The organism is Flavobacterium luminosum, from assembly GCF_023635005.1.
GTDB lineage: Bacteria > Bacteroidota > Bacteroidia > Flavobacteriales > Flavobacteriaceae > Flavobacterium > Flavobacterium luminosum.
In genome coordinates this window covers 275223-294106 of sequence record NZ_JAMLJM010000003.1, presented here as the reverse complement: position 1 = coordinate 294106, position 18884 = coordinate 275223, and the positions used below count along the sequence as shown (strand labels likewise).

17 protein-coding genes are annotated in these 18884 nt (G+C 36.0%); 13 read left to right on the top strand and 4 right to left on the bottom strand.

Annotated elements, in window-relative coordinates:
- Window positions 1-2: 2 nt before the first annotated feature.
- From NAT50_RS06340 to NAT50_RS06330, 3 genes are read left to right on the top strand one after another with little or no spacing between them, the layout of a single operon-like run.
- Window positions 3-1166: a sigma-54-dependent transcriptional regulator gene (locus NAT50_RS06340; RefSeq protein WP_250592376.1), complete on the top strand. Its 1164-nt coding sequence runs from the start codon at window positions 3-5 to the stop codon at window positions 1164-1166.
- Window positions 1167-1225: 59 nt separating this feature from the next.
- On the top strand, window positions 1226-1870 hold the full coding sequence (locus NAT50_RS06335) for a DEAD/DEAH box helicase (protein ID WP_250592375.1): 645 nt from the start codon (window positions 1226-1228) through the stop codon (window positions 1868-1870).
- Window positions 1871-1890: 20 nt separating this feature from the next.
- Entirely contained in the window at window positions 1891-2100 is a 210-nt protein-coding gene (locus NAT50_RS06330; protein ID WP_250592374.1) for a putative signal transducing protein, read from the top strand.
- A gap of 72 nt (window positions 2101-2172) precedes the next feature.
- Here NAT50_RS06330 and NAT50_RS06325 read toward each other — a convergent pair whose 3' ends face one another.
- On the bottom strand, window positions 2173-4332 hold the full coding sequence (locus tag NAT50_RS06325) for a M3 family metallopeptidase (RefSeq protein WP_250592373.1): 2160 nt from the start codon (window positions 4330-4332) through the stop codon (window positions 2173-2175).
- Window positions 4333-4509: 177 nt separating this feature from the next.
- Here NAT50_RS06325 and NAT50_RS06320 point away from each other — a divergent pair, with 177 nt between their 5' ends.
- From NAT50_RS06320 to ygiD, 4 genes are all read left to right on the top strand, one after another.
- Window positions 4510-6144, top strand: a complete 1635-nt coding sequence (locus NAT50_RS06320) for an ABC-F family ATP-binding cassette domain-containing protein (protein ID WP_250592372.1) — start codon at window positions 4510-4512, stop codon at window positions 6142-6144.
- A 91-nt stretch (window positions 6145-6235) separates the two neighbouring features.
- A complete protein-coding gene (locus NAT50_RS06315; RefSeq protein ID WP_250592371.1) occupies window positions 6236-7876 on the top strand; it encodes an amidase family protein in 1641 nt (546 codons plus the stop codon).
- Window positions 7877-7994: 118 nt separating this feature from the next.
- Window positions 7995-8963 carry a hypothetical protein gene (locus NAT50_RS06310; protein ID WP_250592370.1) on the top strand — a complete coding sequence of 323 codons (969 nt, stop codon included), beginning with the start codon at window positions 7995-7997 and terminating at the stop codon, window positions 8961-8963.
- 144 nt (window positions 8964-9107) lie between these two features.
- Window positions 9108-9947 carry a 4,5-DOPA-extradiol-dioxygenase gene (gene ygiD, locus NAT50_RS06305; RefSeq protein WP_250592369.1) on the top strand — a complete coding sequence of 280 codons (840 nt, stop codon included), beginning with the start codon at window positions 9108-9110 and terminating at the stop codon, window positions 9945-9947.
- A gap of 75 nt (window positions 9948-10022) precedes the next feature.
- Here the strand turns inward: ygiD and NAT50_RS06300 are convergent, their stop codons facing one another.
- Window positions 10023-10859 (bottom strand): DUF6929 family protein, encoded by an 837-nt coding sequence (locus tag NAT50_RS06300; RefSeq protein ID WP_250592368.1) that lies wholly within the window; start codon window positions 10857-10859, stop codon window positions 10023-10025.
- Between the two features lie 34 nt (window positions 10860-10893).
- Between NAT50_RS06300 and NAT50_RS06295 the strand changes: the two genes are divergently transcribed.
- From NAT50_RS06295 to NAT50_RS06285, 3 genes are all read left to right on the top strand, one after another.
- Window positions 10894-11769: a PPK2 family polyphosphate kinase gene (locus NAT50_RS06295; protein WP_250592367.1), complete on the top strand. Its 876-nt coding sequence runs from the start codon at window positions 10894-10896 to the stop codon at window positions 11767-11769.
- 183 nt (window positions 11770-11952) lie between these two features.
- Window positions 11953-13317: an MATE family efflux transporter gene (locus NAT50_RS06290; protein ID WP_250592366.1), complete on the top strand. Its 1365-nt coding sequence runs from the start codon at window positions 11953-11955 to the stop codon at window positions 13315-13317.
- Between the two features lie 19 nt (window positions 13318-13336).
- On the top strand, window positions 13337-13567 hold the full coding sequence (locus NAT50_RS06285; RefSeq protein ID WP_250592365.1) for a hypothetical protein: 231 nt from the start codon (window positions 13337-13339) through the stop codon (window positions 13565-13567).
- A gap of 20 nt (window positions 13568-13587) precedes the next feature.
- On the opposite strand, the gene meaB is transcribed toward NAT50_RS06285, so the two are convergent.
- Entirely contained in the window at window positions 13588-14673 is a 1086-nt protein-coding gene (meaB, locus tag NAT50_RS06280; RefSeq protein ID WP_250592364.1) for a methylmalonyl Co-A mutase-associated GTPase MeaB, read from the bottom strand.
- Between the two features lie 231 nt (window positions 14674-14904).
- Between meaB and NAT50_RS06275 the strand changes: the two genes are divergently transcribed.
- From NAT50_RS06275 to NAT50_RS06265, 3 genes are all read left to right on the top strand, one after another.
- Entirely contained in the window at window positions 14905-15819 is a 915-nt protein-coding gene (locus NAT50_RS06275; protein WP_250592363.1) for an AEC family transporter, read from the top strand.
- Window positions 15820-15881: 62 nt separating this feature from the next.
- Window positions 15882-17285 carry an FAD-binding oxidoreductase gene (locus NAT50_RS06270; protein ID WP_250592362.1) on the top strand — a complete coding sequence of 468 codons (1404 nt, stop codon included), beginning with the start codon at window positions 15882-15884 and terminating at the stop codon, window positions 17283-17285.
- A 9-nt stretch (window positions 17286-17294) separates the two neighbouring features.
- Window positions 17295-17735, top strand: a complete 441-nt coding sequence (locus NAT50_RS06265) for a hypothetical protein (RefSeq protein WP_250592361.1) — start codon at window positions 17295-17297, stop codon at window positions 17733-17735.
- A gap of 47 nt (window positions 17736-17782) precedes the next feature.
- Here the strand turns inward: NAT50_RS06265 and NAT50_RS06260 are convergent, their stop codons facing one another.
- Complete coding sequence (locus NAT50_RS06260) at window positions 17783-18883, bottom strand: peptidylprolyl isomerase (RefSeq protein WP_250592360.1); 1101 nt, start codon at window positions 18881-18883, stop codon at window positions 17783-17785.
- Between the last annotated feature and the right edge of the window lies 1 nt (window position 18884).

Genomic DNA, 18884 nt, shown 5'->3' with positions numbered 1-18884 from the left:
AGATGTCAAAAATATTAATTATTGAAGATGAAGCGGCAATCCGCAGGGTTTTAGTCAAAATTCTTTCGGAAGAAAACGATTCGTATATTGTTGATGATGCCGAAGATGGTTTACAGGGACTAGAGAAGGTGAAAAATGAGGATTATGACCTGATTCTGTGTGACATTAAAATGCCGAAGATGGATGGTGTTGAGGTTTTGGAAGCTATTAAGAAGATAAAACCAGAGATTCCTATGGTCATGATTTCCGGTCATGGGGATTTAGAAACGGCGGTTCAAACCATGCGTTTGGGAGCTTTCGATTATATTTCTAAACCACCTGATTTGAATCGTTTGCTAAATACGGTTCGTAATGCTTTAGATAAGAAAAAACTCGTAGTAGAGAATAAAATCTTGAAGAAGAAAGTCTCTAAAAATTACGAGATGATAGGAGAAAGTAGCGCTATCAGTCATATTAAAGAAATGATCGGAAAAGTGGCTCCTACCGAAGCTCGCGTATTAATTACGGGACCCAACGGAACCGGTAAGGAGTTGGTTGCTCATCAAATTCACGAGAAAAGTGAGCGCTCTTCCGGACCAATGATTGAGGTGAATTGTGCTGCTATTCCTTCCGAATTAATTGAAAGCGAATTGTTTGGTCATATGAAAGGCGCTTTTACTTCGGCGGTTAAAGATCGCGCGGGTAAATTTGAAGCGGCCGATGGCGGAACTATTTTCCTTGATGAGATTGGCGATATGAGTTTACCGGCACAAGCCAAAGTGTTACGCGCGCTACAAGAAAATCTAATACAACGCGTGGGGGCGGATAAGGATATTAAAGTCAATGTTCGTGTATTGGCAGCGACCAACAAGGATTTGAAAAAAGAAATTGAAGAAGGTCGTTTTCGTGAAGATTTGTACCATCGTTTAGCGGTAATTTTAATCAAAGTGCCTTCTTTAAATGATCGCAGAGAAGATATCCCAGCGCTTATTGAGCATTTTGCAGCCAAAATTGCCGATGAGCAAGGGAGCGCCAAAAAAGTTTTTTCTAAAGCCGCTGTTAAACTATTACAAGAATACGATTGGACAGGAAATATCCGTGAATTAAGAAATGTGGTGGAACGCTTGATTATATTGGGCGGAAATGAAATTTCAGAAAACGACGTTAAGTTGTTTGCTAGCAAATAATAAATATTAGGAAGTGTTTGGGATTAGCGCTGAAACACTCTTCAACAATAACAGAAAAAATGCAGTTAAAAAAAATTAATTCTAACTTACAAAAAGCCTTAATAGAAAACGGAATTACAGAGCCTAATGCCGTACAAGCAGAATGTTTTAGTACTCTGAAAAGTGGTGCGGATGCCGTGGTGGTAATGTCGGAAGGAGAAGGAAAATCGACAACCATTGTGTATACGGTGATCCAAAAGTTAGAAAAAGCTATAGGCGAATCGACAAGAGCGTTAATTATCGTGAAAGATAAAGAAGCGGTACTTGAAATGGTTGATTTGTTTGAAAAATTCGGAAAATATACTAATCTTAGAGTGATTGGAGTTACGGATAAAACGGATATCGATGATGAAAAAAATATCATTTCAGCAGGAATGGATGTGCTAATCGGGACTCCCATTAAAATTAATGCGATGTTTTCTTCGGCAGGGTTTAACATGACTACCATTAAGATTTTTGTGGTAGATGATGCCGATGCCATTTTCAAATTACGTCATGAGCCTATTGTCCAACGCTTGTCTTTGAGTGTTGAAAAAACACAAAGGATTTTCTTTACTGCCGACTTAACCGAAAGGGTAGAAATTTTAGCCGATAAAATCATGATCGAACCTTTTTTGTTTGGGGTAGACGATTATGATGAAGAGGAGGAAGTAGAAGAATTTTAAATCAATTAAACTATAAAAGTATGGCATTAGTAAAGGTTTTTTCCGGGAGTGAAATTTTAGCATTGGCATTACAAACCAAACTCAATGCTGTAGGAATCGAAACGATTACAAAAAACAATATCCAATCCGGAATATTGGCCGGTTTTGGTACCTTGGGTCTCGCTGTTGAAGTTTTTGTTGAAGAAGAACATCTTGCACAGGCTCAGGAAATAGTAGACGAAATGGATTAAAAACCATGACTTATAATCATAAAAAAACTCCGTTAAAATTTTAACGGAGTTTTTTATTTTGGTATCTAGAAATTACATTTTTTGTAATTTATTTTTATTCTCTATTTTCTTAGGTGTTACTAAACCTCTTTTTTTCAGTAGCGGTTCAATACTTGGTTCTGCACCACGAAAACGTTTGTAAAGCACCATTGGATCTTCGGTACCACCGCGTTCTAGGATATTTTTTCGGAACGATTGTGCTTTTTCAGGATTAAATAAATCGTTAGTCGCTTTAAAAGCTTCAAAAGCATCGGTATCTAAAACTCCAGACCAAATATAGCTGTAATAACCGGCTGAATATCCTCCCGCGAAAATATGATTAAAGTAAGTACTTCTGTATCTTGGAATAATAGCCTCTGTTAAGCCAGCTTTTTTCATCGCTGCTTTTTCAAAAGTATTAGAATCCGTAGTGATGTTTTTCTCTTGATTGTGGTAGTTTAAATCTAATAATGAAGCTGCCAAATATTCGGTAGTTGCAAATCCTTGTCCAAAAGTTCCTGCTTTTTGCATTTTTTGAATCAAAGCATCTGGAATTACTTCTCCGGTTTGGTAATGTTTAGCATACATTTTCAATACTTCAGGTTCAGAAGCCCAGTTTTCCATGATTTGTGAAGGTAATTCCACAAAGTCTCTCGGTACACTAGTTCCAGATAAGCTTTCGTAGGTTACATTAGATAATAATCCGTGTAACGCATGACCAAATTCATGGAAGAATGTTTCTACTTCATCAAAGGTTAATAAGGCAGGAGCATTATCGGTTGGTTTGGTGAAATTACATACAATAGAAATCACAGGTACAATTCTTTTGCCATCAGCGATTTCTTGTTTGCGGTAAGAAGTCATCCAAGCGCCACCACGTTTAGAGTTTCTTGGGTGAAAATCCATGTATAAAATTCCAACCAATGTGCCGTCAGCTTCCGTTACTTCCCAAGTACTTGCGTCTTCGTGATATTTAGGTAAATTATTCAATGGATTGAATTTTACCCCATATAATTTTTCAGTTACTGTAAAAATACCTTGACGAACGTTTTCGATACTGAAATACGGTTTCATTTCTTGCTCATCCAAATCGAATTTTTCTTTTCTGATTTTTTCAGCATAATATCTCCAGTCGTAAGGTTGTACTTTTCCTTTAACGCCTTCTTTTTGCATCATTTTTTGAATTTCGGCTTCTTCATTTTTTGCCATCGCAATCGAAGGTTTCCAAAGGTCGTTCAATAGTTTAAGAGCATTCTCTGGGTTTTTAGCCATAGTTTTCTCTAAAACAAAGTCGGCATGTGTTTTATACCCCATTAATTGCGCTTTTTCTCTTCTTAAATTAGCAATAGTTACCGCTAATTTTTTGTTGTCAAACTCATTATCGTTGTTGGCTCTTAGTTGGTATGCTTCCCAGATTTTTTTTCGTAAGTCACGATTAGAACTATATTGCAAGAATGGCATTACACTTGAATTCGCTAATGTAAATACCCATTTGCCTTCTTTTTTTCTAGCTTTCGCATCGGCTGCGGCAGCTTCAATTAAACTTTCTGGTAATCCAGCTAGATCATTTTTGTTATCAATCACCAATTCGTAAGCGTTGGTTTCAGCTAAAATATTTTGACCAAATTTTAGGGTAGAAACCGCTAAATCAGCATTGATCGCTCTTAATCGTTCTTTGTCTGTTTCCGATAAATTGGCACCACTTCGAACAAAGTTTTTGTAGGTGTTTTCTAAAATTTTACTTTGCTCTTGGTTTAAAGACAAGTTGTTTTGGTTGTTCCAAATGGTTTTAACGCGTTCAAACAGTTTACCGTTCAAGTTAATGTTATCGCTATGCGCCGATAAAGCGGGCGCTAATTCTTTGGCAATTTTTTGTAATTCAGGGTTGGTATTGGCACCATTCAAATTAGAAAAAACCGTACTTACTTTACTTAACAATTTACCTGAATTTTCTAAAGCCAAGATGGTATTGTTAAAAGTAGGTGCTTCAGGATTGTTCGCGATAGCGTTAATTTCGGCTTCTTGTTGTTTGATTCCTTCTAGAATAGCCGGTTTGAAATGTTCGTTCTTTATCTGATCGAAAGGTGGAACCTCATACGGAGTGGTATACGCCGAGAAAAATGGATTCATAGTGTTAGGTGACTGCTGTTCTTGCGCTTGCAGGGTTAAGGCTGAAAAGCTTAACGAAAGCAATAAAGTAGATTTTAAATTCATGTTCACTGGGTAATTAATACAGATGTAAAATTAAAAGATTTTTGTGCTATTTCCGCATCTTCTTAACCTTATTTTAAGATTATCGTCTTTACATCCAGACAATTTCCGCTATCTTTGCACCTTCAAAAAAATAATTAGGAAGTGCTGATTTCTAATCTTTAAATTCTAAATCCAGAAATGATTACAGTTAACGATATCGCCGTAGAATTTGGCGGAACGACTCTTTTTAGCGATGTGACTTTTGCTATTAACGAAAACGATAAAATTGCCCTTATGGGTAAAAACGGTGCAGGAAAATCGACCTTGTTAAAAATCGTTGCCGGAGAAAATAAACCGACACGAGGAGGTATTTCTGCTCCAAGTGATGCTGTTGTAGCTTATTTACCGCAACATTTGTTGACTTCCGATAATTGTACTGTTTTAGAAGAAACATCGAAAGCGTTTGCTGATGTATTGAATATGAAGAAAGAAATCGACGATATTAATGAGCAGTTAACGATTCGTACCGATTATGAAAGTGACGATTACATGAAGTTGATTGAAAGAGTTTCGGAGCTTTCTGAAAAATATTATTCGATTGAAGAGGTAAATTACGAGGCCGAAGTTGAAAAAGTACTAAAAGGTCTTGGTTTTGAAAGAGAAGATTTTAACCGATTGACTTCTGAATTTTCAGGAGGTTGGAGAATGCGTATTGAGTTAGCTAAAATCCTTTTGAAAAAACCGGATTTAATTTTGCTGGATGAGCCTACCAATCACTTGGATATGGAAAGTATTCAATGGTTGGAAGATTTTTTAATCAATCAGGCAAAAGTGGTCATGGTGATTTCGCACGATAGGGCTTTTGTAGATAATATTACCAATCGTACCATTGAAGTAACTATGGGACGAATTTACGATTACAAAGCGAAATATTCAGATTATTTGGTATTGCGTCAGGATAGAAGAATTCACCAGCAAAAAGCATACGACGAGCAACAGAAGTTTATAGCCGAAAATCAAGCTTTTATTGAGCGTTTTAGAGGGACGTTTTCAAAAACAGAACAGGTACAATCGCGTGTGCGTATGTTAGAAAAATTAGTTCTGGTGGAAGTCGATGAAGTAGATACTTCGGCATTGAAGTTGAAATTCCCGCCTTCGCCTCGTTCCGGACAATATCCTGTGGTGGTGACGGAGTTGACCAAAAAATATGGTGATCACGAAGTGTTCAATAATGCCAATTTGGTGATTGAAAGAGGTGAGAAAGTAGCTTTTGTGGGGAAAAATGGAGAAGGAAAATCGACCATGATTAAGGCGATTATGGGAGAAATCGATTATGATGGTGGAAAAGTAGAAATTGGACACAATGCCCAAATCGGTTATTTTGCTCAAAATCAAGCGGCTTTATTGGATGGAGAATTAACCGTTTTTGATACGATTGATCGAATTGCCGTGGGTGATATTCGTACCAAGATTAAAGATATGTTGGGAGCTTTCATGTTTAAAGGAGACGATATTCAAAAGAAAGTAAAAGTACTTTCGGGAGGAGAAAAAACACGTTTGGCGATGATTAAATTGTTATTAGAACCCGTAAATGTTTTGATTCTGGATGAGCCAACGAACCATTTGGATATGAAAACCAAAGACATTATTAAAGATGCCTTACGAGATTTCGATGGAACTTTAATCTTAGTTTCTCACGACCGTGACTTCTTAGATGGCTTGGCTGAAAAGGTATTTGAATTCGGTCAAAAAAGAGTCAAAGAACACTTCGAGGATATCAAAGGATTCTTAGCACACAAGAAAATGGAATCTTTAAAAGAGATTGAAAAATAAATAGACAATAGTTAAAAGCTCCGATAGGAGCTTTTTTGTTTTTTATTACACTCTTTAAAAGAGTATATTTGTTTTAATAAAGGTTATAGAAATGAAATATAGTTACTTACTTGTAGTTTTTGCTTTTTTATCTTGTTCTAAAAATATCACATCCAATAAAACTTGGACCCCATACGACGAGACTTCTCAAATTGAAAGTTCAGCCAATAATAAAAATGAGAGAATGCGATTTAAACTCATTCAGTCTAAAAATTTAGACAAGAATGAAATGTTTAAATCTATTGCTAGTCAAATTGGTAATTTTAATGAAGCGGATTATATCCAATTGCTTCCTTATATTTTAGATAAAGATATTTTAAGCATTCAGAAAAGTATCGATGAGAAAAAGCTGAATTATGAAAAATTAACAAAATGGTATTTGTATAGAATTTTAAAATTTGAAAGTAATCAAGAAACTTTTTTAAATGCTATTCTTTCCATTAATAATAATGCGGTACAAGAGGCTAAATTATGTGATAAAAGAAGAGCCCAAAGTAAATTACATCCCATTTATGGTATGCCTATTTTGTTAAAAGATAATATCAATACAAACGGAATGCCTACCACAGCAGGTGCCGTTGCACTTAAGGATAATAATACCAACGATGCCTTTATTGTCGACCAATTGAAAGCAAAAGGTGCTATTATTTTGGGTAAAGCCAATTTGAGTGAATGGGCTTACTTCCTTTGTACTAATTGTCCAAGTGGTTACAGTGCTTTGGGTGGTCAAACGTTAAACCCTTATGGTAGAACTATTTTTGATACAGGTGGTTCAAGTTCAGGTAGTGGTGTTTCGGTAGCAGCCAATTATGCGGTAGCCGCAGTAGGTTCTGAAACCTCGGGTTCGATTATATCTCCATCCAGTCAAAATTCTATAGTAGGACTCAAACCAACTATAGGAAAAGTGAGTAGAACAGGAATTATTCCTATTTCATCTACCTTGGATACTGCTGGTCCAATGGCCAAAAATGTAACCGATACTGCCATTTTACTATCAGCAATTATGGGATATGATAAAGATGATGCGACTACAATTCATTCAGAAGGAAATACGGTTTGGACTAATTTTTCTGAAAACGAATTAAAAGGAAAGAGGTTGGGTGTTTTTAAAGCATATTTGAGTAATCCGATTTACCAAAAAACAATAGATAAATTAAAGTTACAAGGAGCTGAAATTATTGAAATTGAACCACAAAATGTGAATTTTAATGGTTTTGTCACTTTTTTAAATGCGGATATGAAAGTAGATTTACCCCAATACTTGAAATCCTATTCTTCGGTTTATGATGCATTTAAAACAGTGGACGATATTGTTGCGTTTAACAAACAAGAGGCTGCTCTAAGAATTCCTTATGGTCAGGCTTTGTTTGAAGGAATTGTAGCAGAGACGATTTCAGCCGATGATTTTGAAAAATTAAAAATGAGATTTCTTGATGAGGCCATTTCCTTTTTTGAAATTCCAATGAAAACTCATCAATTAGATGCTATTGTATCCATCAATAATTACAATTCGGGTCATGCTGCTATGGCGAAATATCCTTGCTTAGGTATTCCTATGGGTTACAGTGAAGCTGGAGAACCAATTGGAATTACGTTTATTGCCAGGCCTTTTGAAGAGGAGAAATTATTGCAAATTGGGTATGCTTTCGAGAAGAGTAATCCGGTTAGAATATCGCCCAAAAAATACAATTAATTTAAATCTTATTTTGTTTAGACAGCAAACTTATGTGTTTTTAATTGTTTCATAATCAGTTTTTTGTATTGTTTTTTTGTACCTTGTATAAGGTTTAGCGCAATTAAAAAATTGAATTATGAAAACAACGACTCTTTTTCAGTTTCTAGTTTTAGTATTTTTAGGCACTCCAGTTTTTTCTCAAAATACTGAGTCACCTGTGGCTTTGGGGTTGCCTGGCGACAATTTTAATTTGTATGCTGTTTTGGATGTTTTTCAAAAGTCTCAAACCTTAGAAGAGTTTGAACGGAGGATTAACGATAAGCAAGAAAAGATAAACAATCTGGATCTGAATAACGACAAGTTGGTCGATTTTGTCGAAGTTGTTAGTCATAAGGAAGGTGATTTTTACTCTATTGTACTCAGAACCGCAATTAACGAAAAGGAGTACCAAGACATCGCTGTGATCGAAGTGGTGAAAAGCCAGAATAATAAAACCACCATTCAGATTATTGGAGACAAAGCCTTATATGGAAAAAATTATGTGGTAGAACCTTCGGGAAAAACGATTCAGGAAACGCCTAATCCCGGGTATATGGGTAATGATGAAATTATAGTTCATCATTACGATGAGGTATATTATGTGGATAGTTGGCCTATTGTAATTCATATATTCTCTCCGTCTTTTGTGATTTATGTTTCCCCATGGCATTGGGCTTATTATCCTTCTTATTGGTCTCCGTGGCCACCGGTTTACTATTATACTTATTGGGGATATCACCAACATTATCATAACAATCGATTTTATAGAAGAGTGAATTTTGTCCGAAATCCGGTCTATCATTCTACTTACACTAACAGAAGAAATAGTTCCCCTACAGTAAATAGAAGCAGACGTAATGGAGTATACCAAATGACTTATGAAGGTAAAGTATACCAACGACCAGAACGACCTGTAAGAGTAATTGGAGTGCCTAGAGCTTCAGAAAGAAGAACCAATGCACCTTCCGTTAGAGAACAAAGAAATTACAACCCAAGAGCACCTAGAACACAAAATCGCAGTTCCAATACCAACCGATCTAAAACAGGGACAAGAGGAAACAGATAATAGATGAAGTCAGAAAATGTAAAATCAATTCCTGTTTTCTTAATCTAGGTTAAGTGCCCTTCTTTTGTCGTTGTATAATTTTATCGTTATTTTGTTTAAATGATGAATCGTTCGGATTTTATAAAACTTATAACGCTATCTACCATGGGCGCCTTTGCATACAATAATCTTTCCGATTTAAGAAAGATAACTGATAATTACAGTATTCAGAAACGATTTCCTGTTCTTTTTATAGGTCACGGAACTCCCATGAATGCATTGTTTGATAATCAATTTACTAGAGCTTTGGCACAATTGGGAAAACAACTGGAAAGACCCAAAGCGATTTTAGTTGTTTCTGCCCACTGGGAAACTCCCGGAACTTTTGTGAGTACGAATCCTTCTCCAAAAACAATTTATGATTTTGGAGGTTTCGATAGAGCGTTGTACGAGATGAAATATGAACCCCAGGGAGCTCCCGAATTGGCTCATGAAGTTGTCAATATGGTTAAGAGTACCAAGGTTCAAGAAGATGTTACTATGGGATTGGATCATGGGGCTTGGACAGTGTTGCATCATATTTTTCCACAAGCTGATATACCTGTCTTTCAACTGAGTTTGGATTATACTAAATCTCCAGAGCAACATTACCAAATTGCACAAGAAATAAAAGCCTTACGTAATAAAGGGGTTTTAATTGTTGGCAGTGGTAATGTAGTGCATAATTTACGATTGTTAGATTGGTCGAGTATCGATGCAAAACCTACCGATTGGACGCTCGAGTTTGACGAATTGGTCAAAAACAATATCAATAGCGGAAACTTTGAGAAGTTGGTAAAATATCAGGATTTAGGTACTATTGCAAAACTTTCTATTCCAACTAGCGATCACTATTTGCCAATGCTTTATACTTTGGGAGCAGCAGACAAAAACGAACCAGTAAAATACCTTTATGAGGGTTATCAATATGGAACCTTGAGTATGCGCTGTTTTCAAATAGGGTAATAAAAAATCAATCTCTTTATTACTCAGCCTATTTTTTGTATCGGATTTTATTCCTTTGGTTTCATCTGTCAAAAACTAGTTGTCTTCGTTTTCGATAGCTAAGGAAAGTTTATAAATGTTAGTGTTTAGTGCTTCGGTATCATTGTCCTCGCAAAGTAAAAACTCAATCTCTTTTTCGGAAGATTGATATAACGTCAATCCTTCAAATTTATGGTTTTTAGAGATCTGGATTGTTTTTTCTACTTGGAAGGTGCTACTGTTTATACTTCCAATTACGCTTCCTAAAACGTTACCGTCGGCATAGGTTGAAGTAGTGTCTTCTGCAGCGGCTAGAAAATAAATTTTATCTTTAACTAATATAGCATCAGTAAAGGAAGTCACTACATTTTCGATTTTTGGTAAATCAATCGGATGAAATGAAATTGAACCCTTGCCTTTGTTTTTAATGGTAATAATTCCGTTTTTCGCTTGAGCGCCATTACCTCTTTGAAATAAAAAAATCTCATTTTCTTTGAAAATCACTCCTTCAATATTTAATTCGTCATCACCAATCTTAAGTTGATTTTTAATGGATGCATATAAAGCAACAATACTTTTTTCCTGTACTTGTTTTTTGGCTAAATGGTAAGAAATGGTAGTATTTCTTTTCTCTGTAGAACCTGATCCGTACATCTGTAATCGATTTCCCTTTAAAGTAATCGATTCGAAGTCGGGTTTCTCTTTTTTTAGGATATTTTCTTTTGGATTTTCAACTAAGGCTATTTTGTTTAACTTTTGATCAACCATTTGGTATTCATATAAATAAGAGCTATTGTCAGAAATGATAAACAATGAAGTATCATGAAAAACGAGACCTGAGGCTGATCCGATGCCAATAATTTGGAAGAGTAGTGATAGTTGAAAATTTTCCATAAATTTACTTTAGTACAAATATAACTGAAAAACGATGGCATTATTTAACCCCGATGATTTTAAAGTGACCTCTCCTCTCAAGCTTATTGATTTTCCAACCGACCTGAATCTTCCTATAAGTGATAAAGAGAAGGAAACCAAACTAGATAAAGTACAGAAAGATTTAAGTCAATGGCAGGATGTCATGTATGCGCACAATCGATATGGCGTTTTGATTTGTCTTCAAGGAATGGATACGTCTGGAAAAGATAGTTTGATTCGAGAAGTGTTTAAAGAATTTAACCCTCGAGGGGTGGTGGTGCATAGTTTTAAAACGCCCAATAGCACAGAACTCGAGCATGATTATCTGTGGCGACACTATTTGGCTTTGCCTGAAAAAGGAAAGTTTGCCGTATTTAATAGAACGCATTATGAGAATGTATTAGTCACTCGAGTCCATCCAGAATATATTTTGAATGAAAACTTACCTGGTATTGAAAAAGTAGAAGATATTCCAGTTGATTTTTGGGAAAAACGTTTTGAGCAAATCAATCATTTCGAAAGACATATTACAGAAAATGGGATCATCGTTTTGAAATTTTACTTTCACATGAGTAAAGAAGAGCAGCGTAAGCGCTTGTTGCGACGTTTGGAAGAAGAAGAACACCATTGGAAATTTTCGCCGGGAGATTTAAAAGAACGCGAACGTTGGGACGATTACATGCGATACTACGAAGAAGCCATCAACACAACGTCTAAGCCACACGCGCCATGGTACGTAATTCCTTCGGACGATAAAGAATTAGCCAGATATATGGTAGGGAAAATTATTTGGGAAGAAATGCAAAAAATTACAGATGTAAAAGAACCGGCTTTGGATGAAAAAGTGAAAGCCAACTTTGCCGAATATAAACGTCAGTTAGAGCAATAATGATAAACGTTGCGTGATTAAAAGAAGAGTTTTCCGTTTCTTAATGCACAGCCTTACTTATGTATAGTTGTAAAGTGAAGAGAAGTTTGTTTGAATAAACAGTGTACGAGTAATTTTTTTATTTGAGGGCTACAATGACGCAATGTACATGTTAAAAATTGTATTTTTGCTAAAAATTTAGCCATGAAACTTTCTGTTTACACCAAAGAATTTCCGGAAAACATCAAATTAGCCTATCCTATTATTCTAGGAATGTTGGGACATACTTTGGTTGCCATTGTAGATAATATCATGGTGGGAAGATTAGGTCCAACAGAATTGGCTGCCGTTTCGCTGGCTAATAGTTTTGTATTTATCGGGATGTCTCTGGGAATTGGCTTTTCTACAGCGATTACGCCTTTAATTGCTGAGGCTGATGGAGAAAATAGTTTGGTCAAAGGGCGAAGTGTTTTTCATCACGGATTGGTTTTGTGCACCTTTTTAGGATTATTGTTATTTGGTATTATCTATGCTGCGAAACCTCTAATTGTACTGATGGGACAACCCAAAGAAGTAGTAGAAATGGCCAAACCGTTTTTAGATTTGGTAGCGTTTTCATTAATTCCACTCATCATATTTCAAGGATACAAGCAGTTTGCAGACGGAAAAAGTGAAACCAAATATGCTATGTGGGCTAATTTACTATGTAATGTGGTGCATTTATTCCTCAATATCGTATTAATTTACGGCGTATGGATTTTTCCAAAAATGGGTATGTTAGGAGCGGCTGTAGGAACGGTTATTTCCAGAGTAGTCATGGTAGTGTATATGCACTATGCTTTGAAATCGAAAGCCAAATTCCAGCCTTACTTCGAAGGTTTTAGTTTTAAAGCCATAGGTAAAAATATGACCAAGAAAATAGTCGATTTAGGCTTACCATCGGCTTTTCAGATGTTTTTTGAAGTTGCATTGTTTACTGGTGCTATTTGGTTGTGCGGAAAAATAGGAACCACCAGCCAAGCGGCCAATCAAATTGCATTGACTTTGGCTACATTTACTTTTATGTTTGTCTCTGGCTTAAGTGTGGCAGGTATGGTGAGAGTTGGTAATCAAAAAGGAATTGGTGATTTTAGAAAATTACAAATCGTGGCCCGTTCCATATTTTTATTGGCCATTATTATACAAGGCGCTTTTGCAGTATTGTTCGTATTGTTGCACAAAGTGTTGCCTGTTTTTTTCGTTAATGAACAAGTACAACAAACCGCCGAAGTATTATCGATAGCGTCGCAGTTGATTCTCATTGCTGCTGTTTTTCAGTTGTCAGACGGTATTCAGGTGGTGGTGTTAGGAGCTTTACGCGGTTTACAGGATGTGAAAATTCCAATGTATATTACCTTTGTAGCGTATTGGATTATAGGTTTCCCTATTTCAATTTATCTAGGTTTGTATACCGAATTAAAGGCCATTGGGGTTTGGATTGGTTTGTTATCCGGTCTAACTGCTGCGGCCATATTTCTATACTTGCGATTTAATAGACTATCGAATCAACATATAATACTTAATTCATAACTTATAACTCATATTTACTATGGAATTACCCAAATTTGTTTTAGCAGATAATTCTGATTTTCCAGATGATATATTCATTATTCATTTAGAATACCCTCGTTTTTTGATCAATTTAAAAGATGATTCGGTAGAATTTATTGAAGAATTAGACGAAGAAGACGAACACGAATTAGAAGCTGAAATGGAACATCTTATCACTCTAGCTGGTGAGTTTTATGACAGAGAAATGGAACGTTACGAAGAAAATTAAAACAAAATAGCTTTCAAAAATTATTTAAAATATTGTTTTAAGAGTAATTGAGCGGCGGCAAAAGGTGAAATTTCATTGTTTTGTACCGCTTTTTTGTTTTCTTCTAAAAGTTTTTCAATTTCTGGATGATGATAGAAATTAACTTTTAACGATTCGTTAATCGTTTCCAACATCCAATATTGATTTTGTTCTCTGCGTTTTTGTTCGAAATAACCATTCGATTGAACCAGTTGAAAATACCCAGAAATAATCTCCCAAATACTATCAATACCTTGTTTTTCGAAGGCACTACAAGTGGTTACTTTAGGAATCCAGCCGCTGGTTTTTGCCGGAAACAAATGTAAAGCCCGATTAAATTCGGTTTTAGCCAATTTGGCTTTAGCAATATTATCTCCGTCAGCTTTATTAATTACAATAGCATCCGCCATTTCCATGATGCCTCTTTTTATTCCTTGTAATTCATCTCCAGCTCCGGCTATTTTTAATAGTAAAAAGAAATCCACCATGCTGTGAACCGCCGTTTCGCTTTGGCCCACACCAACGGTTTCAATGATAATAGTGTCAAATCCACAAGCTTCACACAGTATAATACTTTCTCTTGTTTTTCGCGCCACACCGCCTAGACTGTCTCCCGAAGCACTCGGACGGATATAAGCGTTAGGATCTTTCACCAATTCTTCCATTCGGGTTTTGTCGCCAAGAATACTTCCGTGCGAAATAGAACTACTAGGATCTACTGCTAGTACGGCTACTTTTTTGCCTATGGAAGTCAAGTAGCTACCAAAAGCTTCGATAAAAGTACTTTTGCCAACTCCCGGAACACCCGTAATACCAATTCGAATCGATTTATTAGCGAAAGGTAAACAAGCATTAATGACTTCATTCGCCTTGTCGAGATGTTCTGGATTTGTACTTTCTATAAGCGTAATGCTTCTGCTTAACGCCGTTTTGTCTCCTTTTAAAATGCCATCAATGAGTTCTTGCGCTGTAGGCTGTTTTCTTCTGAATTGTTGAATCGTAGCCACAACTTGAGCACTAATGATTTCCGGTTGTTCGATACCGTCATTTTCTTTTAAAGCCGAAGGATGTATTTTTTTTTGAGACACAAGACTGAATTAATAGGGTAAAAATAAGCAAAAACTAAGGAATCTTCAAGTGTTCAGAAAAAACATGTTTCTGTATATCGAATCCAATGAATTGCATAGTCGATAATTTTTAGTCGATGATTTAAAATAGTGATGCAATCGTAGTTTTTGATTGTGATTTATTTTTTTCTCATGTGATAAGCGAAACAAAATTCCGGTGGATGTGCTAACTTTGTATCAGAATCATCTTCTATGGATAATATCTTACTTGTTTTTATATGCATGTTGTTGGGCTTTTTTATCAAAAGAAGCCGTCAATTTCCTGAATTAAGCCATAAAACCTTAAACCAATACGTAATCTATATTTCGCTTCCGGCTTTAGCGTTGTATTATATTCCGAAGTTGGTCATTAGTGAAAAACTATTGTTTCCTCTTGGAATTGCTTGGATTGGATTTGGACTTTCGTATGTTTTTTTCTCCGCTTTGGGTAAAATTTTTCATTGGTCTAAAAAATTGACAGGTTGTTTGATTATTACTGCCGGATTAGGAAATACTTCGTTTGTGGGTTTTCCTATTGTCGAAGCTTTATACGGAACAAAAGCCTTGGAAACGGCTGTTATTGTTGACCAACCAGGTTCGTTTATGGTGGTTTCTACAGTAGCCATTTTAGTAGCTACCATGTATTCACGGGGTAAAGCAGATGGTGTTACCATTGCTAACAAAATTTTGTTTTTTCCTCCGTTTATTGCGTTTTTGATCGCTATATTTTTGAATATATTTCAAATCAACCTGCCAGAGGTTTTGCAGTCCGTTTTTCAAAAACTAGGAAATACCATCACGCCTATAGCTTTAGTGGCTGTGGGAATGCAATTAGAGTTCGATAAAAGAAGTAAACATTGGAAGTTTTTAGCCTTGGGACTTCTTTTTAAATTGTTTCTGATGCCAGCTTTTTTCTACATTTTTTATATATCATTATTAGATGCTAAAGGTCTCGATATTCAGGTTTCCATATTAGAATCGGCTATGGCGCCTATGATTACCGGAACAATAGTAGCCTCAACTTATGGATTAAAACCAAAGTTAAGTTCGATGATGGTTGGTTTTGGTATTCCGCTATCGTTTATTACACTTATTTTTTGGTATTTTCTGCTACAACGGGTTCATTAATCATCGATTAGGAGAAGGAGGTAAATCTTTTCTTTAGTACATTTGCTTTAAAATAAAAGCGCATGTTAATTACCTCTAGTATAATTCAACAATTGCAACAAATTGTTGGAGAAAATTATGTGTTTACGGATGAAGCCACCCGAAGAGATTATGGTCATGACGAAACCGAAGATTATAATTTCCCACCGGGAGTGGTTGTAAAACCAGCTACAACCGAAGAAGTTTCTCAGATTATGTCTCTAGCCAATCAGAATTATATTGCTGTGGTACCTATTGGCGGTAGGACGGGACTCAGTGGGGGAGCACTTTCATTGTTGGAAGGAATTGGTTTGTCAATGGAACGAATGAATAAAATTCTAGAAATTGATGAACAAAATCTTCAAGTTAGAACTCAACCCGGAGTGATTACACAGGTCTTACGAGAAGCAGTAGCAGAAAAAGGACTGTTTTATCCCGTAGACCCTAGTAGTATGGGTAGTTGTTTTATTGGTGGGAATATTGCTGAGAATTCGGGTGGTGCTCGCGCTGTTAAATATGGGGTGACCAAAGATTATGTGTTAAATTTGGAAGTGGTATTACCTAATGGACAAATTATTTGGACGGGAGCCAATACATTAAAAAATTCAACCGGTTACAACCTAACGCAGTTAATGGTAGGTAGCGAAGGGACATTAGGAGTGGTTACGCAAGCCGTTTTAAAATTATTGCCTAAAAACGATCATAATTTGTTGCTTTTGGTTCCTTTTTATAAAGCAAGTCAAGCCTGTGAAGCTGTTTCGGCCATCTTTAGAGCCGGAATTGTTCCTAGTGCCTTAGAGTTTATGGAACGGGATGCTATCGATTGGACACTGCAATTTGTCAGTGGTATCAATGTAACAGTGAAACCGGAACATCAGGCTCATTTGCTTATTGAAGTGGATGGGAATTATCCTGAAATTCTAATGCTGGAAGCCGAAAAAATAATGGAGGTGGTAGAACAATTTGAAATCGATGAAGTTTTATTTGCCGATACCGAAGATCAGAAAAATGCTTTATGGAAACTTCGTCGCTCTGTAGCGGAAGCCGTTAAAGCCAATTCTGTTTACAAAGAAGAAGATACCGTGGTGCCTAGATATGAATTGCCGAAATTATTGGAAGGAATCAAAGCGATCGGGAAAAAATATGGTTTTCAATCGGTTTGTTATGGTCATGCAGGCGATGGAAATTTACATGTGAACATCATTAAAGGTACAATGAGTGATGCCAATTGGAAAAAGGAAGTTCCTAAAGGGATTCAAGAAATTTTTGAATTGACAGTGTCTTTGAAAGGAACGCTTTCGGGAGAACACGGTATTGGTTATGTTCAAAAGAATTTTATGGATATCGCTTTTTCCAAACCACATTTAGAATTGATGGAACAGATCAAATATATTTTTGATCCCAATAATATTATGAATCCGGGTAAAATTTTACCCGACAGAGATTAAAATAAAGTTATGAAGGTAAACCCTAAAATAGGAATAGACCAGTTGGTCTTCGGAATGAAACAAAAAGATGTAACGGCTTTGTATGGTAATCCCGATAAGCAATACGAAGACGAAGAAGGAAATGTGATTTACTTGTACAATGCTCAAAAAATGCGTTTGACGTTTTATGAAGACGAAGCATTTCGTTTGGGATATATTATTTGCTCTCATCCCGAATTAGAGTTGTTTTCAGAAAAAATAATCGGAAGACCATGGGAGGCTATAGCCACAATGTTGACGTCTAAAAATATTAAATCCCTCGAAAAAGAAAACTTTGATACCGTTGATAATTATTTTAACGAAAGTAATTGGATGATTTTTCAAGTAGAGTTCGACGAAATAATCCGTTTGGAATTAGGAGCTGTTTTTAACGAAAAAGCAGACGAGTTCGATTGGAAGTTCAAAGGTTAAATCCATAAAAAATCCCGATTATTTAAATCGGGATTTTTTATTTTGTTTTATTTGTTACTCGCTCCAGGTAACGATTCTAATAGTTCTAATTCGAAAATTAAATTTGAATTAGGAGGAATTACTCCGCCAGCGCCTTGAGGGCCATATCCTAAGTTTGAAGGGATAAACAATACCGCTTTATCGCCAAGATTCATTTTTTCTAAACCTTCTAAGAAACCAGGAATTAAACCGTCTTTCTTACCTGCTTGAAAAGGAAAAGGTTGGTAGCCATTTTGTGCCGCTCTGTTGGGATCTAATTTTCCAAACTCTGCAGCAACACTTTGGTAGCTAGTGTCAAATAAATTTCCATTTTCAAAATACCCAGCATAGTGTACATATACGGTAGAGCCTACTGCAGGTTTTTTACCAGAACCTTTTTGTGAAATATAATAAATTAGTCCAGATTCTGTTTTAGTACCAGAAGCTTTAGATTGTGCAAAAAAAGCTAATTTGTCTGCTTTAGATTTGGCTAATTGCGCTACCAAGGCTTTTTGTTCTGCAGCTTGTTTCGCTACACTTTCTTTGAAAATTTTAGCAGCATCAAATTTCTTTGCTTTTGCCCCTTTACGAATAATGGTTACTTTTTTGATAACATCATCTTGTGCAATAGCGTTTACAACATCTAGTCCAGAAAGAACACGTCCAAAAACAGTATGACGACCATCTAACCATGAGGTTTCTTTGTGCGTAATAAAAAACTGAGATCCGTTTGTATTTGGACCGGCATTGGCCATAGATAAAATACCAGGACCACTGTGTTTTAAATCGGGAACAATTTCGTCTTTGAATTTATAGCCTGGACCTCCGCTACCATTTCCATCAGGATCACCTCCTTGAATCATAAAATTAGGAATAACACGGTGAAATTTTAAGCCGTTATAAAATGGTTTTCCAGCAAATTTTTCATTTACCATAGGGTTTTTACCTTCTGCTAAAGCAACGAAGTTGGCAACAGTAATAGGAGTTTTCTCAAATTCTAACTGAAGCAGAATTTTTCCTTTATTCGTTTCGATTTCAGCATACATTCCATCGCCTAATTTGTCGTTGCCGGAATTGCACGAAAAAAATAGAGCGATAAAACTTAAAAAAAGACTTGTCATTCGATTCATT

Excerpts from the sequence above, each read along its gene's own strand:
- NAT50_RS06340 (WP_250592376.1), top strand. The coding sequence starts at position 3 with ATGTCAAAAATATTAATTATTGAAGATGAAGCGGCAATCCGCAGGGTT.
- NAT50_RS06295 (WP_250592367.1), top strand. The coding sequence starts at position 10,894 with ATGGCATTATTTAACCCCGATGATTTTAAAGTGACCTCTCCTCTCAAG.
- NAT50_RS06285 (WP_250592365.1), top strand. The coding sequence starts at position 13,337 with ATGGAATTACCCAAATTTGTTTTAGCAGATAATTCTGATTTTCCAGAT.
- NAT50_RS06315 (WP_250592371.1), top strand. The coding sequence starts at position 6,236 with ATGAAATATAGTTACTTACTTGTAGTTTTTGCTTTTTTATCTTGTTCT.
- NAT50_RS06320 (WP_250592372.1), top strand. The coding sequence starts at position 4,510 with ATGATTACAGTTAACGATATCGCCGTAGAATTTGGCGGAACGACTCTT.
- ygiD (WP_250592369.1), top strand. The coding sequence starts at position 9,108 with ATGGGCGCCTTTGCATACAATAATCTTTCCGATTTAAGAAAGATAACT.
- NAT50_RS06260 (WP_250592360.1), bottom strand. The coding sequence starts at position 18,883 with ATGAATCGAATGACAAGTCTTTTTTTAAGTTTTATCGCTCTATTTTTT.
- NAT50_RS06265 (WP_250592361.1), top strand. The coding sequence starts at position 17,295 with ATGAAGGTAAACCCTAAAATAGGAATAGACCAGTTGGTCTTCGGAATG.
- NAT50_RS06310 (WP_250592370.1), top strand. The coding sequence starts at position 7,995 with ATGAAAACAACGACTCTTTTTCAGTTTCTAGTTTTAGTATTTTTAGGC.
- NAT50_RS06300 (WP_250592368.1), bottom strand. The coding sequence starts at position 10,859 with ATGGAAAATTTTCAACTATCACTACTCTTCCAAATTATTGGCATCGGA.
- NAT50_RS06330 (WP_250592374.1), top strand. The coding sequence starts at position 1,891 with ATGGCATTAGTAAAGGTTTTTTCCGGGAGTGAAATTTTAGCATTGGCA.
- NAT50_RS06275 (WP_250592363.1), top strand. The coding sequence starts at position 14,905 with ATGGATAATATCTTACTTGTTTTTATATGCATGTTGTTGGGCTTTTTT.
- NAT50_RS06270 (WP_250592362.1), top strand. The coding sequence starts at position 15,882 with ATGTTAATTACCTCTAGTATAATTCAACAATTGCAACAAATTGTTGGA.
- NAT50_RS06335 (WP_250592375.1), top strand. The coding sequence starts at position 1,226 with ATGCAGTTAAAAAAAATTAATTCTAACTTACAAAAAGCCTTAATAGAA.
- NAT50_RS06290 (WP_250592366.1), top strand. The coding sequence starts at position 11,953 with ATGAAACTTTCTGTTTACACCAAAGAATTTCCGGAAAACATCAAATTA.
- NAT50_RS06325 (WP_250592373.1), bottom strand. The coding sequence starts at position 4,332 with ATGAATTTAAAATCTACTTTATTGCTTTCGTTAAGCTTTTCAGCCTTA.